Source organism: Streptomyces sp. BL1, assembly GCF_057628045.1.
The window spans coordinates 6,488,502-6,505,261 of record NZ_JBXYWZ010000002.1; the positions used below are offsets into that span (position 1 = coordinate 6,488,502).

The 16,760-nt window shown below is 71.7% G+C and carries 14 protein-coding genes; 9 read left to right on the forward strand and 5 right to left on the reverse strand.

The features are described 5' to 3' along the window. Positions 1-73 precede the first annotated feature (73 nt). Together dxs and AC3AGO_RS28450 are read left to right on the forward strand one after the other, a co-directional pair. Positions 74-2,026 carry a 1-deoxy-D-xylulose-5-phosphate synthase gene (gene dxs / locus AC3AGO_RS28445; RefSeq protein ID WP_487823096.1) on the forward strand — a complete coding sequence of 651 codons (1,953 nt, stop codon included), beginning with the start codon at positions 74-76 and terminating at the stop codon, positions 2,024-2,026. Then, positions 2,023-3,405: an aspartate aminotransferase family protein gene (locus AC3AGO_RS28450; RefSeq protein WP_487823097.1), complete on the forward strand. Its 1,383-nt coding sequence runs from the start codon at positions 2,023-2,025 to the stop codon at positions 3,403-3,405. Before dxs ends, AC3AGO_RS28450 begins: the two co-directional genes overlap by 4 nt. A gap of 126 nt (positions 3,406-3,531) precedes the next feature. Here the strand turns inward: AC3AGO_RS28450 and AC3AGO_RS28455 are convergent, their stop codons facing one another. Beyond that, positions 3,532-4,329 carry a tyrosine-protein phosphatase gene (locus AC3AGO_RS28455; protein ID WP_487823098.1) on the reverse strand — a complete coding sequence of 266 codons (798 nt, stop codon included), beginning with the start codon at positions 4,327-4,329 and terminating at the stop codon, positions 3,532-3,534. A gap of 85 nt (positions 4,330-4,414) precedes the next feature. Beyond that, the gene (locus AC3AGO_RS28460) at positions 4,415-5,020 is read right to left on the reverse strand and encodes a TetR/AcrR family transcriptional regulator (RefSeq protein WP_487823099.1); all 606 of its coding nucleotides are present in this window, start codon (positions 5,018-5,020) and stop codon (positions 4,415-4,417) included. A gap of 215 nt (positions 5,021-5,235) precedes the next feature. On the opposite strand from AC3AGO_RS28460, the gene AC3AGO_RS28465 reads away from it, so the two are divergent. Both AC3AGO_RS28465 and AC3AGO_RS28470 read left to right on the forward strand, forming a co-directional pair. Then, a complete protein-coding gene (locus AC3AGO_RS28465; protein WP_487823100.1) occupies positions 5,236-6,885 on the forward strand; it encodes an APC family permease in 1,650 nt (549 codons plus the stop codon). Between the two features lie 177 nt (positions 6,886-7,062). Further along, entirely contained in the window at positions 7,063-7,302 is a 240-nt protein-coding gene (locus AC3AGO_RS28470) for a type A2 lantipeptide (protein WP_487823101.1), read from the forward strand. Between the two features lie 282 nt (positions 7,303-7,584). Here the strand turns inward: AC3AGO_RS28470 and AC3AGO_RS28475 are convergent, their stop codons facing one another. Both AC3AGO_RS28475 and AC3AGO_RS28480 read right to left on the reverse strand, forming a co-directional pair. Next, positions 7,585-8,766: a Glu/Leu/Phe/Val dehydrogenase dimerization domain-containing protein gene (locus AC3AGO_RS28475; protein WP_487823102.1), complete on the reverse strand. Its 1,182-nt coding sequence runs from the start codon at positions 8,764-8,766 to the stop codon at positions 7,585-7,587. Then, positions 8,763-10,481: a 5-guanidino-2-oxopentanoate decarboxylase gene (locus tag AC3AGO_RS28480; RefSeq protein WP_487823103.1), complete on the reverse strand. Its 1,719-nt coding sequence runs from the start codon at positions 10,479-10,481 to the stop codon at positions 8,763-8,765. The genes AC3AGO_RS28475 and AC3AGO_RS28480 overlap by 4 nt, the downstream gene beginning before the upstream one ends. 779 nt (positions 10,482-11,260) lie before the next feature. On the opposite strand from AC3AGO_RS28480, the gene AC3AGO_RS28485 reads away from it, so the two are divergent. The 5 genes from AC3AGO_RS28485 to AC3AGO_RS28505 are packed head-to-tail and all read left to right on the forward strand — an operon-like array spanning position 11,261 to position 15,179. Next, a complete protein-coding gene (locus AC3AGO_RS28485; RefSeq protein WP_487823104.1) occupies positions 11,261-13,132 on the forward strand; it encodes a sensor histidine kinase in 1,872 nt (623 codons plus the stop codon). A 33-nt stretch (positions 13,133-13,165) separates the two neighbouring features. Then, entirely contained in the window at positions 13,166-13,582 is a 417-nt protein-coding gene (locus tag AC3AGO_RS28490; RefSeq protein ID WP_487823105.1) for a roadblock/LC7 domain-containing protein, read from the forward strand. Between the two features lie 11 nt (positions 13,583-13,593). Then, positions 13,594-13,989, forward strand: coding sequence for a DUF742 domain-containing protein (locus tag AC3AGO_RS28495; protein ID WP_487823106.1), 396 nt, complete (start codon positions 13,594-13,596; stop codon positions 13,987-13,989). Continuing rightward, a complete protein-coding gene (locus AC3AGO_RS28500) occupies positions 13,967-14,620 on the forward strand; it encodes a GTP-binding protein (RefSeq protein ID WP_487823107.1) in 654 nt (217 codons plus the stop codon). The genes AC3AGO_RS28495 and AC3AGO_RS28500 overlap by 23 nt, the downstream gene beginning before the upstream one ends. Beyond that, positions 14,610-15,179, forward strand: a complete 570-nt coding sequence (locus AC3AGO_RS28505; protein ID WP_487824857.1) for a GAF domain-containing protein — start codon at positions 14,610-14,612, stop codon at positions 15,177-15,179. The genes AC3AGO_RS28500 and AC3AGO_RS28505 overlap by 11 nt, the downstream gene beginning before the upstream one ends. Before the next feature lie 123 nt (positions 15,180-15,302). Here the strand turns inward: AC3AGO_RS28505 and AC3AGO_RS28510 are convergent, their stop codons facing one another. Next, entirely contained in the window at positions 15,303-16,511 is a 1,209-nt protein-coding gene (locus AC3AGO_RS28510) for an acyl-CoA dehydrogenase family protein (RefSeq protein ID WP_487823108.1), read from the reverse strand. Positions 16,512-16,760: the final 249 nt, after the last annotated feature.

Genomic DNA, 16,760 nt, shown 5'->3' on the forward strand with positions numbered 1-16,760 from the left:
GGGCAGCTGTCCGGAGAGAGCTGCTGTTCGGGAAACGAGCGGGCGAGGCCGAGCCGAGAAGAGGGGGACGCTCATGTCCTTGCTGGAGAAGATCAACGGGCCGCGCGATCTCGACGCGCTGACCCCCGGCGAACTGGCGGAACTGGCCGCGGAGATCCGCGAGTTCCTCGTGCACGCGGTGTCCCGTACCGGGGGTCATCTCGGGCCCAACCTGGGTGTGGTCGAACTGACCCTCGCACTGCACCGGGTGTTCGACTCGCCCGCCGACCGCATCCTGTGGGACACGGGGCACCAGAGCTACGTGCACAAACTGCTCACGGGGCGGCAGGACTTCTCCAAGCTCAAGGGCAAGGGGGGCCTGTCCGGCTATCCGTCGCGGGACGAGTCCGAGCACGACGTGATCGAGAACAGTCACGCCTCGACCGTGCTCGGCTGGGCCGACGGTCTCGCCAAGGCCGGCGCGCTGCGCGGCAGCCGCCGGCACGTCGTCGCGGTCACCGGCGACGGGGCGCTGACCGGCGGCATGGCCTGGGAGGCGCTGAACAACATCACGGCGGCCAAGGACCGGCCGCTGGTCATCGTCGTCAACGACAACGGGCGCTCGTACGCGCCCACCATCGGCGGTCTCGCCGACCATCTGGCCACGCTGCGCACCACCGACGCCTACGAGCGCACCCTGTCGTGGGGCAAACGGCTGCTGCAGCGCACCCCGGTGGTCGGCCCGCCGCTCTACGAGGCGCTGCACGGCGCCAAGAAGGGACTCAAGGACGCGGTCGCGCCGCAGCGCGGCATGTTCGAGGACCTCGGCCTGAAGTACATCGGCCCTGTCGACGGGCACGATGTCGCAGCCGTCGAGTCGGCGCTGTGCCGCGCCAAACGGTTCCGCGGTCCTGTCCTGGTGCACTGCCGCACCGAGAAGGGCCGCGGATACGGGCCCGCGCTCGCGGACGACACCGACCGGTTCCACACGGTGGGCCGGATGGACCCGGCCACCTGCGAACCGGTGGGCGGTTCTCACGGGCCGTCCTGGACCTCGGTGTTCGGCGGCGAGATGGTGCGGCTCGGCGCGGAGCGGGACGACATCGTCGCCGTCACGGCGGCCATGCTCGACCCGGTCGGACTGACGCGCTTCGCGGAGTCCTTCCCGGACCGCGTGTACGACGTCGGCATCTCCGAACAGCACGCGGCCGTCAGCGCCGCCGGCATGGCGGCCGGAGGGCTGCACCCGGTCGTCGCCGTGTACGCCACGTTCCTCGGCCGGGCCTTCGACCAGGTGCTGATGGATGTCGCGCTGCACCGCTGCGGCGTCACGTTCGTCCTCGACCGGGCCGGCATCACCGGACCCGACGGGCCCTCCCACCACGGCATGTGGGACCTGTCCATGCTCCAGGTCGTCCCCGGACTGCGCATCGCGGCCCCGCGCGACGCCGACCGGCTCCGGCAGCAACTGCGCGAAGCCGTCACCGTCGACGACGCGCCGACAGTGGTGCGCTTCCCCAAGGAGACCGTCGGACAGGAGATTCCGGCACTGCGGCGCATCGGCGGCATGGATGTGCTGTACGAGGACGTCGACCGCGACGTCCTGATCGTCGCCGTCGGTGCCATGACACAGGTCTGCATGGAGGCCGCAGCCCTGCTCGCGGGACGCGGAATCGGCGCGACAGTCGTCGATCCGTGCTGGGTGAAGCCCGTCGACGAACAACTGCCGCCGCTCGCCTCCGGCTTCGGCGCCGTCGCGGTGGTGGAGGACAACTGCCGTACGGGCGGCGTCGGTTCGGCCGTCGACCAGGCGCTGCGCGACGCCGGGGTGCACATGCCGCTGTGCTCGCTCGGCATCCCCGCGGCCTTCCAGCCGCACGCCAAACGGAGCGAACTGCTCGCCGACCTCGGCCTCACCCCGGCGGAGGTCGCGGGGCGCGTCGCGGCGACCCTCCTGCGTACGCGGCCCGCCGAACGCACCATCGGACGTACGCGGACCGTCGACCGTACGCGGGCCGTCGAGGCCAGTGAGGAGAGCACCGCGTGACCGACTTCGATCTGGCGAAACTGCTCACCGAACGGGGCGGCGAGCGGTACGACCTGCACACGCGCCATCTCAATCACCAACTGCCGCGCATGCTGCACACCATCGGCTTCGACAAGGTCTACGAGCGCGCCGAGGGCGCCTACTTCTACGACACCGAGGGCAACGACTATCTCGACATGCTCGCCGGTTTCGGCGTCATGGGACTCGGGCGCCACCATCCCGTCGTACGGCGCGCCCTGCACGACGTGCTCGACGCCCAACTGGCCGACCTGACGCGGTTCGACTGTCCGCCGCTGCCCGGGCTCCTCGCCGAGAAGCTGCTCTCCCACACGCCGGAACTGGACCGGGTCTTCTTCGGCAACAGCGGCACGGAGGCCGTGGAGACCGCGCTCAAGTTCGCCCGCCGGGCCACAGGACGGTCGCGCGTACTGCACTGCGACCACTCCTTCCACGGTCTGACCACCGGCTCGCTGTCGGTCAACGGGGAGGACGGTTTCCGTAAGGGATTCGGGCCGCTGCTGCCCGACACTCCCGTACCGCTGGGCGATCTGGACGCGCTGCGGCGGGAGTTGCGGAGCGGCGACGTGGCGGCGCTGATCGTGGAACCCGTCCAGGGGAAGGGTGTGCACGCCGCGCCGCCCGGCTATCTGCGGGAGGCACGCGAGCTGCTGCACCGGCACGGTGCGCTGCTCGTCGTCGACGAGGTGCAGACCGGGCTGGGCCGCACCGGCGACTTCTTCGCCTACCAGTGGGAGGACGGAGTCGACCCCGACCTGGTCTGTGTGGCCAAGGCGCTGTCGGGGGGCTATGTGCCCGTCGGCGCGACACTCGGCAAGGACTGGATCTTCAAGAAGGTCTACTCCTCGATGGACAAGGTGCTCGTGCACTCCGCGAGCTTCGGCGCCAACGCGCAGGCCATGGCCGCCGGTCTGGCGACACTCGCCGTCATGGAGGACGAGGACCTCACGGCGCACGCCCGGCGCACCGGCGATCTGCTGCGGGACCGGCTCTCGGCGCTCGTCCCCCAGTACGAACTGCTGCACGAGGTGCGGGGCAGGGGGCTGATGGTCGGCATCGAGTTCGGCCGGCCCAAGTCCCTTGCGCTGCGCGGCCGCTGGACGATGCTCCAGACCGCGCGGAAGGGCCTGTTCGCGCAGCTCGTCGTGGCGCCGCTGTTCCACAGGTACCGCATCCTCACCCAGGTCTCCGGCGACGAACTGGAGGTCATCAAGCTCATCCCGCCGCTGATCATCGGTGAGCGGGAGGTCGACCGGTTCGTGGACGCCTTCACCGAGGTGATGGACGACGCACACCAGGGCGGCGGCCTGATCTGGGACTTCGGCCGGACCCTCGTGAAACAGGCGATGGCCGCCCGCTAGCGGCGCGGCTGCGCCGTACAGGGGCGCGGAGAACTGCGCAGACCCACAGCGCGGCCGCAGCCGCATCCCCCGGCGCGGCAGCAAGACCCGGCGGGCCGGCAGTGACGCCGGCCCGCCGGCCGGAGCTCAGTCCTCCAGCAGGCGGTCGCGCAGCTGTTCCCGCGTCGCCGTGCTGAGCTGCAGGCCGTCCGTCAGATACGTCTCGACTCCGCCCCAGGTCTCCTGGATGGCGGTGAAGGCGGCGTCCAGGTAGGTGGTCCGCGCGTCGAACAGCGGCGCCAGGAGCTCCAGCACCTCGGGCGACATGCCGGCCTGCGAGGACGAACTGCGGTGCACCTTGTAGCGGCGGTGCGGGGAGTTGGAGGCGAGATAGTCCGTCTCGATGGCCTCCCGGTCCACGCCGACGGCGAGGAGAGTGACGGCGACCGACAGGCCCGCACGGTCCTTGCCCGCCGCACAGTGCATCAGCGCCGGCACGCTGTCCTCGGCGAGCGCGTGCAGCAGCCGGCTGTGCTCGGCGGTGCGGTGCCGGATGATGCCCCGGTACGAGGAGATCATCCGGTCCGCGGCCTGGCCGTCGGACAGGGCGGCGCGCAGCTGGTCCAGCTCGCCCTCGCGCACCATCCGCCAGAACTCCGCACCGTCGGCCGGGTCGGTCAGCGGGATGTTGACGTTCCGCACGCCGGGAATCTCCACGTCGGGCCCCTCCAGGGCCTGGTCGGCGGAGTTCCGGAAGTCGAAGACCGTGTGCAGTCCGAGCTCGCCGAGAAAGGCGGCGTCCTCCTCGCTCGCGTGGGCGAGGTGGCCGCTGCGGTACAGCACACCGTGCCGCAGGCGGCGCCCGTCGGAGGTCGGCAGCCCTCCGACGTCGCGGAAGTTGCGTACGCCGGTGAGCGTGGGTTCGGCGGACTGCTGCTGGGTCACGGGCGCTCCTCGTGCGGGGGATCCGTCCCTGTCGACCATACGACATGGGTGCCGTAGGCAATCAGTACCCTGTACGGGCCGCCGCCTACCCTGTGGGCCCGTCCAGGCCGAGTTCGCGCATGAGCGCCTCGTCGACCCAGCCCTCCATCCGGCGCCGGCCCAGAGCGCGCGGGTACGCGGTCATCTGGACGGCCAGACCGTCCAGCAGTGCCGTGAGCCGCCAGGCCGCGCCCCGCGGGTCGGCGCACTGGAACTCGCCGTCCGCCACACCCTGCGCGATCACCTCGGCCAGTGCCGACTTCCACTGTTTGTCCAGCTTCTCGCTGACCGCGCGCAGCTCGGGCTCGCGCAGGGATGCCGCCCAGCCCTCGATCCACAGCCGCCAGCCCTTGGCCTGGCCGGTCGGCGCGTACCAACGCACCGCGGCACGCAGCCGTTTGAGGGCGCTGCCGCGCCGGTCGAGGAGGGTGCGCAGGGTGGCCAGGTCGCTCTCGGCGGCGTGCGTGAAGGCCGCGGAGACCAGCTTCTCCTTGGTGTCGAAGTGGTACAGCACCAGGGCGTTGCTGATGCCGAGCTCCTTCGCGACGTCGGCGATGCGCAGTGCCGCGACGCCGCGTTCCTCCAACTGTCGTACAGCAGCCCGCAGGAGTTCCTCGCGCCGCTCCGCCACGCTCAACCGCACCCTTGCCACGCCGTCACCCTACACACCGGACCCGTGGCTGCGCTGGTCACGGCCGTGCAACGGCCTCTTGACGGGCTCTCCTTGCTGGTGAAAGGTCGAGCGCTATTGATCCGCCGATCAGTAGTAACTGTTTGACCGGTAAGTAACCGGGCAGCAGCGGATCGACAGTCCGACCGGGGCCGCGCCCCGGCGGCGCACCCGACAGCCGAAGAAGGAGCGCGTTTGTGACGGCCGTACATCCTGCCGGAGAGCCGACGACAGCGATACCGGAGCAGAAGGCGCGCCCGCGGCGTACCGCGGCGCCGGAGGAGCCCGGCGGCGCGCCCGATCTCGACCGGGGCTGGAGCGAGCAGCGCGGCAGCCTCCGCAAGGATCTGCGGCGCACCGACGTCTTCTTCTTCCTGCTGTGCACCCTCGTCGGCATCGACACCATCGGCTCGGTCGCCGCGGAGGGCCCGCAGGGGCTCACCTGGATGCTGATCCTCGCGCTCGTGTTCTTCCTGCCGTACGGGCTGCTGGTCTCCGAACTGGGTTCCGCGTTTCCCGTGCAGGGCGGACCGTACGTCTGGACGCGGCTCGCCTTCGGCAGGATGGCCGCCGGGGTCAACCAGATCCTCTACTGGATCACCAACCCCGTCTGGGTGGGCGGCAGTCTGTGCATCGTCGCCCTCACCACGTGGGAGCAGTTCTTCACGGCGCTGCCGGGTGCGACGCGGTACGTGGCGGGGCTCGCCTTCATCTGGCTGGGCGCACTGTGCGTCGTGCAGTCCGTACGGGTCGGCAAGTGGGTGCCCATCGCCGGCGCTGTCGCACGGATCGTGCTGCTCGGCTTCTTCCTCGTCTCGGTCGTCGTGTACGCGGTGCGGAACGGTGTGCACTCGCTGCCCGCGGGCGAGTTCGTGCCCACGTACGGCGGGTTCGTGGCGCTCGTCCCCGTGCTCATCTTCAACTACGTCGGCTTCGAACTGCCCAGCACGGCGGCGGAGGAGGTCAAGAACCCCAAGAAGGACATCCCGCTGGCCATTCTGCGCGCCGGCTGCGCGTCGTTCCTGCTCTACGGCGGCCCCATCCTGGGCATCCTGTTCGTCCTGCCGTCCGAGGCGATCGGCAGCCTCGGCGGGTTCATCGACGCGTGCAAGGCGGCCTTCACGGTGTACGGCGGCCACATCGCGGCCGACGGGACCGTCACTCTGACCGGCGCCGGCGCGGTGTTCGGGGGCATCGCGGCGGCCGGGCTGATCGTCGCGCTGCTCACCAGCGGCGTCACCTGGGCGATGGGCGCACACCGCGCACAGGCCGTCGCCTGTGCGGACGGTGCGGGGCCCGCGTGGCTCGGCAAGATCTCCGAACGGCACGGCACCCCGGTGCGGGTCAACCTGCTGTCCGCCGTGCTCGCTTCGATCCTGTTCGTCGTCACGCTGAACCTCACCAGCGGCGACGCGGAGAAGTACTTCGCCGCCGGCATCTCGCTGACGATCTGCACGACCTTCATCTCGTACGTGCTGACGTTCCCGTCGCTGGTGGTGCTGCGGCGCAAGTTCCCCGACACGCCGCGCCCTTACGCGGTACCGGGCGGACGCGTGGGTGCGTGGGTGGTCACGGCCCTGGCGACAGGCTTTGTCTTCTTCACCGTGATCGTGCTGCTCTGGCCCGGTTTCGGGGTGGGCTGGTTCGGCACGGACGGCGACCCCGCCGACTCGCTTCCGGCCGGCTTCGAGGGGCAGCGTCTCGCCTACACCCTCAGCCAAGTGCTGCCGCTCGCGCTGTTCCTGGCGGTGGGGCTGCTGTTCTACGCCCTGGGCCGCAAGACGCGGGCAGCCGCGCGCCGGAGGGAAGCCGGTACGGGGTCCGGTACAGGGTCCGGTACGGAGTAGTCCCTCGTGCGGGAGACGCCGTCGGTTCCCGCTTGGTTCGCACTCAACTCTTCAGATCTTGTGAGGATCTCGCGAAGAGCCCGGTCCCAAGTGGCCACCGATCCTGCCGACGTGATCAGATTCGATCACAACTGGTGGTTCCGGCCAGTTGGTTCACACTGAGGAATGGATCCCCCCATGATCAACGAGACTCGTATCGAGACCGCTGAGCTCACCGACGCCGACCTGGACAACGTGGCCGGCGGCATCGGCGGCGGCGTCGGCTCCGCCGTCGGCGCCGCGGGCGGCGTGCTGTCCGGCGTGGGCGGCGTGACCGACAGCGTCAGCGGCGTGACCGCCGGCGTCGGTGGCGTGACCGACAGCGTCAGCGGCGTCGCCGGCGACGTGAACGGCCTCACCGGCCGCTTCGGCGCCTGAGACCCACACGACAGGGCCCCGGAACGGCTTCCGTTCCGGGGCCCTGTCCGTTCCACACCCCGCACCTTTCCGGCCCGCCGGAGCCTGCGGATCCCGAGGACTGACACACCGTGCACCCCTTCCCGCCGCAGCGGCGGCCAGCCCCACGGCTACCGCCCGGCGGTGACAGCGGGACGCGGCCCGGGCGTTGGCGCAGCGTGCGTGGGCGCATGCGTGTGGCCCGGCGCCCGCTCGGGGAGAGCAGGTGCCGGGCCGGAGTTCAGCGTGGCGTCGCCCCCGCGGCTAGCGGTACGTGCCGAAGCGGGCCTCCAGCAGCGGCACGCGGTCCGCGGCGAGGGCCTGGGCCGCCGCGCGCGGCGTGGAGCCGTCCGCCTCCGCCCGTGCCAGCATCGCGTCGATCAGCTTCCGCATCGCCCGCCGCGTGTGCGCGAACGCGTCGTCCGCGTCGGCGGTGACATCGCCGAACAGCGTCCACCACCACCACGCGTTGGTACCGGAGTTGACGACCACGTCCGGCAGCACGGTCACGCCGCGCGCCGTCAGCAGCGTCTCCGCCTCGGGCAGCACCGGCATGTTCGCGGCCTCCACGATCCAGCGCGCGGTCACCTCGCGCTGGTTGTCCGCGTCGATCGCGTACGACACGGCGGCCGGCACCAGCACGTCCGCTTCCGCCGACAGCCAGGCGTCGCCCGGCAGTTGGGTGTCGCCGTCCCGCAGGGCCGACCTGTCCACCGCGCCGTGCCCGTCCCGCGCGGCGAGCAGCGCCTCGACGTCCAGCCCGGCCGGGTTCGCCATGGTGCCCTTCACGTCGGCAACCGCCACGACCCTGAGCCCCGCCCGGGCCAGGAAGCGCGCCGTCGCGCCGCCCATGGTGCCGAGCCCCTGCAACGCGACGCGCGCGCCCGCGCGTTCGACGCCGGCCCGGTCGAGCGTGGCCAGTACGGCTTCCGCGACGCCGCAGCCGCCGACCAGTTCGTCGAGCCCGAGGCCGTCGACCTCGACCCGGAACGCGTCGTCGAGCCGCTGCCGGGCTGCCGCCTCGTCGTCCAGCAGCGGGTACACGGCCTGGATGGAGGAGACCAGTCCGGCCTCGGCTGCCGCCTTGTCGACGAGGTCCTGGGTGAGTCCCAGGTCCTCGCCGACGGTCCAGAAGTTCTCCACGTACGGCCGCATCGCGCGCAGGAAGCGCACCAGCACGCCGTACGCCTCCGGGTCGTGCGGGTCGCAGTCGATGCCGCCCTTCGCGCCGCCGAGCGGTATGTAGCGGGCCTCCGGGTCGTAGTGCAGGGCTTCCTTGGCCGTCATCCCGCGCGCGAGGCCTGCGACTTCGTCCAGCGTGCAGCCGGCCCGCATGCGCAGCCCGCCGCTGGCGACGCCGCGTACCAGGCGGTCGACGACGAGGTGGCCGCGGCGGCCGGTGACCGGGTCGGTCCAGGTGGTGGAGAGGAGCGGTGCGGTGGTCATGCGGTGGTCTCCTGACGGGTACCGGCGGCGGTGCCGCCGTGCCGGGTGTCCTGTGGGGCGGTCCGAGGTGTGGCGGTCTCGGGGACGGTGATGACGGTGGGGCCCGGGGTGACGAGCGCCCGGCGCAGGCAGGCGGCGAGCTCCCCGGCGGTGTCCGCGTGGCTGCCGTGACCGCCGTACGCGCGGGCCAGCGCGGGCAGATCGACGGCCGGCAGGTCCACGGCCTCCGGGGTGTCGCCCCGGGCGAGCATGCCGTCGCGGATTTCCCCGTAGCCGCCGTTGTCGAACACCACGACGGGCAGCGGCAGTCCGAGCGCGGCGGCCGTACCGAGCTCCTGCACGCTGAACTGCAGTCCGCCGTCGCCGCTGAGGGCGACGACCTGCCGGTGCGGTGCCGCGGCCTTGGCGCCCACGGCGGCCGGCAGTGCGTAGCCGAGCGTGCCGAAGCCCGTCGGGTGCAGATAGCGGCCCTCGGGGCCGAGGGGCAGGTGGGGGAGCGCGCCGTAGTAGCAGCACTGTGCGCTGTCCGAGGTGACGACCGCGTCGTCGTCCAGTACGGCGCGCAGCGCGGCCAGTTGAGGCAGCCAGCGGCTGTCCCGCGCGGCGGTCTCCGCGTCCCGGCCGGCCCGTACGCGGGCGACTTCGGCGTGCACGGCGCGCAGCGCCTCGGTGTCCGGGCCCGCGGGGGAGCGCAGCGCGCCGGCCGCGTCGCGCAGTGCTGCGAGGGTCTGCTGCGCGTCGCCGACGAGCGGCAGATCGGCGGGCTGTCCCGCGTACATCTGGTCGCGGTCCACGTCGACGCGGAGCAGCGCGCCGCGCAGGGTGAGCCGGTCCACCCAGGTGTCGGCCTCGGCGAGTTCCGTGCCGACGGCGAGGACCGCGTCGCGGTCCGCCAGCCAGTCGCGTACGGCGGGGCTGTGCAGGGAGACGCCGAGGGAGAGCGGGTGGCGCTCGTCGAGGACGCCCTTGCCGTTCGCCGTGGTGACGACGGGGGCGCCCAACTGCTCGGCCAGCGCCCGCACTTCGGCCGCCGCGCCGCGCGCGCCGCCGCCGAGCACCAGCGCCGGACGGCCCGCGGCGGCCAGCGTGTCGGCGGCCCGTGCGACGGCGTCCGGTCCCGGGCGGGCCGGCGGGAGCGGGGGAGCGACGGGTACGGGGCCCGTGGGCTCCGCCGCCTCCAGCAGGTCGAGCGGGATCTCGATGTGCGCGGGGCGCGGCCGTCCGCCGCCGAACAGGGCGAAGGCGCGGGCCACGGCGGGCCCGATCTCCGCCACGGTGGACACCCGGTGGCTGAACGCGGCGACCCCGCGCAGCGCTTCGGTCTGGCTGCGCATCTCGTGCAGCAGGCCGGTCGGCAGCACGGGGTGGCGCAGGGGCATGCCGGGTGAGATCACGAGCAGCGGCACGCTGTCCGAGTACGCCTGGCCCACCGCTGCCGCGATGTTGAGCAGGGCCGGACCCGTGGTGGTGACGGCGACGCCGGGGCGGCCGGTGAGCCGCGCGTATCCGTCGGCCGCGTAGCCGGCGCCCTGTTCGTGGCGCGGGGCGGTGTGCCGGATGCCGTGCGCCGCGAGGTGGCGGTAGATCTCCAGATTGTGCGTGCCGGGGATGCCGAAGGCCTGCTCGACGCCGTGCGCGGCGAGGGCCCGCACGAGCGCCTCCCCGCCCGTACGGGGCGCGGCGCGGGCTGCTGACGCGGAACTGACGACGGGCACGGACCCTCCAGGGTGCTGGAACGCTACGGCAACTGAATCTCCAGTCAGTATCGTGAGGCGCCGAACAGCATGTCAATATCGCCCCTGATCACGGCCGTACTGAATTGAGAATCAGCAAGGCCGTCCGGGTCGGATGTACGGAGCCGGGCGGGGTGGCATGCGTGGGGCGCGCGGCCGTGACGCGCACCCGGTGGCGTACCACCCCGCGCCGTGGCGTACGACGTCGCACCTCGGGCGTGACGCTTGCGCATATGCCGAGCCGGTATGTGCCGGGATCCTGCCGAAGGCACGGAAGTGCCGGTGTTTCTCCCGCCGTCATCCGGGGCCCCACGTTCCGTTTCGGTCGTTCTCGCGATCACCGACAGCCCCGTCCGGCACCGGTCTGTACAGCGCGAACACCGTTTCCCGGGGGTCCCGGCAAGGTGAACGCGGGGACAAACGCACTCCCGCGGAGTGATAACTTCCGTACTCCGCCCGGGAGTTGCCCCCGCGTGAAGCTGTCGAACACACGAGCGGTGGGTTCACTCGATGGGAGCTGGCGAGGGGTGGCGAATATGTCATCCGCGTCTGCGCCCGGCTGTCCCGAGGCATAGCGTGGCCACGCGCTGAGCCCGGACGGCATGCCGTGCGCGCGCCCGTCGCCTTCGTCAACCCGCCCAACTCGACCGAGGATTCCGATGCCTGAACCCCCGAGCCATGCGGTGCAGACAGGAAGGGGAACGTCCGCTCCCGCGCGTCCCCCCGGGCCCCGCCCCGCGGAGACGCCCGCCCCGCCCACCGTGAACGGTGCGAACGGTACGCGGCGGCGGCACGGCAGGGCGCCCGTCCCCGAGAGCCCGAGCGACACGGTGGTGCGCCACCGCATGGTGCGGCTCGCGGTGCTGCCCGCGGGGGCGGTCGCCGTGGTCGCCGCCGCCGTCGTGGCCTATGTGATGACGGCCAGGGGAGCCGTCGACGCCGCGGGGGCCCCCGCTCCCGGCGCCGACGGCGCCACCCTGTGGGTCATACTCGGCGCAGCCCTGCTGCTCGTGTGCGGGGCCGTCGTCGCCGCGGCGCTGTTCGCCACCTCGGAGGCCCGCAGCACGGTGGAGCGGTACGCGCAGCTGCGCCGCACCGTGGACCGCGGCCAGACCGAAATCCGTACGCTGGTCCGCGGGTTCGAGCAGGGAGAGCGGCCCCGTAACCGCCCCCAGCCCCCGCTGCCCGAGCCCTCGGCCGACGCGGACGCACTCGAACTGCTCGCCCACGAGCTCACCCTCTCGCAGCGCGCCGCCGAGACCGCCGTCACCGAGACCGCGGCCCTGATGCGCAGCAGCTCCAGCGGCAGCGAGGAGAAGGTCGAGGTCTTCGTCAACCTCGCCCGCAGGCTGCAGTCCCTGGTGCACCGCGAGATCGAGCTGCTCGACGAGCTGGAGAACGAGGTCGAGGACCCGGACCTGCTCAAGGGCCTGTTCCACGTCGACCACCTCGCCACCCGCATCCGCCGGCACGCGGAGAACCTCGCCGTCCTCGGCGGCGCCGTCTCCCGCCGGCAGTGGAGCCGCCCGGTCACCATGACCGAGGTGCTGCGCTCCGCCATCGCCGAGGTCGAGCAGTACCCCCGGGTCAAGCTGGTGCCGCCGGTCGAGGGCACGCTGCGCGGGCACGCCGTCGCCGACGTCATCCACCTGCTCGCCGAGCTCGTGGAGAACGCCACCATCTTCTCCGCGCCGCAGACCCAGGTCCTGATGCGCGCCCAGTATGTGACGGCCGGTCTGGCGATCGAGGTCGAGGACCGCGGCCTCGGCATGACCGCCGCCGAGCAGAACCGCATGAACGCCGTGCTCTCCGACCCCGAGCGGATCGACGTCGGCGAGCTCCTCCAGGACGGCCGCATCGGCCTGTTCGTGGTCTCCGCGCTGGCCCGCAGGCACGGCGTCGTGGTCCAGCTGCAGAGCAACATCTACGGCGGCATCCAGGCCGTCCTCGTCCTGCCCGGCGGGCTGCTCGGCGAGGAGCCCGAGCACGGCAACGAGTCCGCGCCCCGCGCCGCGGTCCAGCCGGCGGGCGGATCGCAGGCTCAGGCCACGGCCGCAGGCGCCGCCGCGCAGGCCGCCCGGGTCCGGGCCGAGCGCGACATCCCCACCCCCGCGGCGGGCGGCGGCCGGCAGGCCCCGGCGCAGGTTCCGCCCGCGGCTCCGTCCATACCGGTGCAGCAGCGCCAGTCCGCGCCGGAGTGGAACGCGGTGCCCTCGAACGGGCACGTGGCCAACGGGCAGTCGCAGCACGCCGATTCGCAGCACGGCCACGTGCCGCAGGGCGAGCCGCAGCACGGTGAGCCGCGGAACGGGCAGGACCGCCCCCGCGCCTTCGTGCGGGCCGACAGCGAACCTCCCGAGGCGGCAGCCGGGCCGGCGGCCGAAGTGCCCAACAGCGAACGGCCCCTGCTTCCCAAGCGCAGGCGCCAGGAGCACCTCGTGCCCGAGCTGCGCGACGCGCCCCGTACGCCCCCGCACGCCGGCAGCGACGGCGGCTCGGCGGACGACGCGGACCAGGGGCACGACCCCGGACTGATGGCGGCCTTCCGGCGTGGCACCAGCCTCGCCGAGGAGACCGATGGCAACGAGGGCCAGGGAGCCGGCTCGGAGCCCGGTGCCCGGCCGGCCCAGTAGTGCGGCCCCGTCCCCAAGGAGAAGAACGCGATCATGGTGAGCGAAGCACCCATCGGGCAGCCGACCGACCTTTCCTGGCTGCTGTCCGGACTCGTCCAGCGTGTGCCGCACACGAGCAGCGCGCTCCTGCTGTCCTCGGACGGACTGGTGAAGTCCGCGCACGGCCTGGAGCCCGACACCGCCGACCACATGGCGGCCCTCGCCTCGGGGCTGTACTCCCTGGCGCGCAGCGCGGGAGTACGGCTGGGCGAGGGCGGCGAGGTGCGTCAAGTGGTGGTCGAGCTCGACAGCTCGCTCCTCTTCGTCTCCACGGCCGGGCAGGGCGCCTGCCTGGCCGTGATCGCCGGGCGTGAGGCCGACGCTGCCGTGCTGGGGTACGAGATGGCGATGCTGGTGAAGAGTGTGCGGCCGTACCTCGCGACGCCGGCCCGGCAGCCGGCGGGACACTGAGGTCCCTGCCCATGCGATCCGACCCCGCAGAGGGTCCCGTCGAAGGTCCGTGGCTCGACGACGCCGCGGGGCGTCTGGTCCGTCCGTACACCGTCAGCAACGGGCGGACCGAACCCACGGCGAAATTCGACTTGTTGACGCTCGTGATGGCAACCGGCAGCCGGCCGCAGGGCTACCTGGGCCCGGACCACAACCACGTGCTGGGCCTGTGCGGCGGCCCGCCGGTGTCGGTTGCCGAACTCGCCGCACAGATACGTCAGCCCGCTGTGGTGACCAAGGTGCTGCTCTCGGACCTGGTCGACTGCGGGGCCGTCGCCGCAAGGGCACCGCGCGCGCCGCTGGGGCCGAATCCGAATGACCGAGACCTGCTGGAGGCGGTGCTGGATGGGCTCCGTAAACGACTCTGAGACGCTGCGCAGCACCGGGGGCGTCCCCCTGGAACCGCGGCACTCGCAGCCGCACGGCGCCGATCCCTTTCCGACCGCGCTGAAGATCCTCATCGCGGGGGGCTTCGGGGTCGGCAAGACCACGTTCGTGGGCGCCGTCAGCGAGATCGAGCCGTTGAGCACAGAGGAGTTGCTGACCCAGGTCAGCGCGGCGACGGACAGCCTGGAGGGAGTGGAGGACAAGTCCACCACCACCGTCGCCATGGACTTCGGACGGATCAGTCTCAGTGCGGACCACGTGCTCTATCTGTTCGGCACGCCCGGACAGGAGCGCTTCTGGTTCATGTGGGACGAACTGTCCGCGGGCGCGCTGGGGGCCGTGGTGCTCGCCGACACCCGGCGCCTCGAACACTGTTTTGCCGCCGTCGATTTCTTCGAGCGCCGCGGTATCGGCTTCATCGTGGCGGTCAACGAGTTCGACGACTCCTTCCGGTACGACCCGGACGAGGTGCGGGCCGCCATAGATCTGAAACCTGAGGTGCCGGTGGTGCTCTGCGACGCCCGGCACGGCAGCTCCGGCACTCAGGTCCTGGTTTCCCTCGTACAGCATCTGCTCGATTCAAGGAGCGCCCATGGCACCGATGTCATTTGACCCCACCAGCCACCTGTTGCTCACTCCCGAGGACACCGAGGCGCCCAACCGGGTCGTGCGGCTGCGGGACTTGGGGATCGGCGACGCGCCGGTCGCGGAGTTCGACGAGTTCGCGCGCGAGCTGGCGCGGATCACCGGAGCGCCGTACGCCATGGTGAACTTCATCGACGAGCGGCGGCAGTATTTCGCCGGGCTCTACACGCCCGGTTCCGACCAGGCGGTGGAGCTGGACCCGACGGCTCCCTCGGCCGCCCAGCCGGGCCGGGTGATGGCCCGGGACCACGGGTACTGCCCGCACGTCGTGGTACGGCGCAAGGCCCTCGTGCTGGAGGACGTCTGCGACTATCCGCGGTTCGCCGGGAATCCCGTGGTGGACGAGATCGGCATCCGCTCCTACATGGGTGCCCCGCTGATCGACCACACCGGGATGGCGCTGGGCACCGTCTGCGTGGTCGACCAGGAGGCGCGGCCGTGGGGCCGGCAGGGCCTGGAGACCATCAAGTCAATGGCCGCCGACATGGTGGACCGCATCCACCGCCGGGAGCGCGAAGGCTCCTGACGCCCGGCGTACGCGGGAGCGCCGCGTACGCACGTACGCCGGGTGCGGGGTCACCGCAGCAGACCCCGCCGGATCCCCAGGGTCCGGCGGGGCCGAGTGCTGTCCGGACCCCGGCAGTTGCCGTCAGGACAGTACGGGGCTGGGCTCCTCCGTCTGCACCAGCTCCGAGAGCCGGTGCGACCACGAGCCCTTGGCCCTGCCGAGGGCCACCTCGCCCAGCCGCAGTTTCTGTACGTCGGAGGTGCCGGCCGGCGCGAAGATGTGGTGCGCGTCGCGCAGGTAGCGCTCCACGGGCCGGTCGGTGAACAGGCCGCAGGCGGCGTGAACTTCCATCGCTTCGCGCGCCGAGTCGAGGGCGTACTCGACGTTCACAAGCTTGGCGTTCATCAGTTCCGCGTCGCAGGGCTGTCCCTCGTCGAGCAGACGCACCGCGTGGTACAGGGCGAGCCGGGCCGTCATCAGCCGGGACTGCATCTGGCCGAGCTTCAGCTTCACGGCTCCCAGGTCGGCCAACGGTGCGCCGTATCGCTGCCTTTCCGCACAGAACGTCGTCGTCTCGTCCAGAATGGCCTGGTGGATGCCGAGCGAGACCGCTGCCAGGTTGGCACGGCCGTAGAGCACGCTGGACGAGTAGGCGACAGGCAGTCCGTCTCCCTCGCCGCCCAGCATGTTCGCCGCGGGGACCCGGCAGTTGTCGAAGACGAGCTCACCGAAGCTGAAGCCGTGCAGGCCCATGGAAGGGCGCTGTTCGGCGAGATGGCAGCCGGGCCGCCCGGCCTCCACGAGGAAAGCGGAGAGCCCGCCGGAGCCCTCTCCGGTGCGCACGACGACGCCGTGCAGATCGCCGACATGGCTGTTGCCGACGTAGGTCTTGCTGCCGTTGAGGATGTAGCTGTCGCCGTCTCTGACGGCTGAGCTCGTCATGCCGAGGACGTGGCCGCCGGAGCCGGGTTCTGTCACCGCTATGGTCGGGAGGCAGTCGCCGGAGGCAATTGCGGGGAGCCAGGTCTTCTTCTGCTCCTCGTTGCCAAAGTGAATGATCTTTGCGACGCCGAGCTGTGAGGCCTGCACCATGGCGCCCATCGCGCCGCTCACCCGGGAGAGTTCCTCGATGATGACGGTCTTGGCCAGATGGCCTGCGCCCATGCCTCCGTATGCGCTCGGGACAGTGGCGCCGATCCACCCCTGACGGGCGATCAGCCGGGAGAGCCCGAGGGAGGCGGCCCGGGTCGCCTCCATCTCCGGTATCCGTGGCCTGACCTCGCGCTCGGCGAAGTCACGTACGACGGTGCGCAGCTGCTTGTGCCGATGGTCCGTGAAGTAGCGATCCATGACGAGCCCTCCTCCGCGGTTGCTTCCGCTTGGCCGCCCTGTGGGGGGCCTTTCTCGGTTGCGGTCCCGTCCCTGGTCTGGCCGTGAGCAAATATGGACCGAGCCTGCCGTTACTTCAAGATCACCTTGGGGCTTTGGCTGATTCGCTCTCTCTTCTTGCAATCACGACCCGCTTGTGTGAGGGCGGGAGTTGGCGTTGTCGCCGACCTGACCCCGTTCGGTACCCGAGCAGCATTACCCACTGGCATA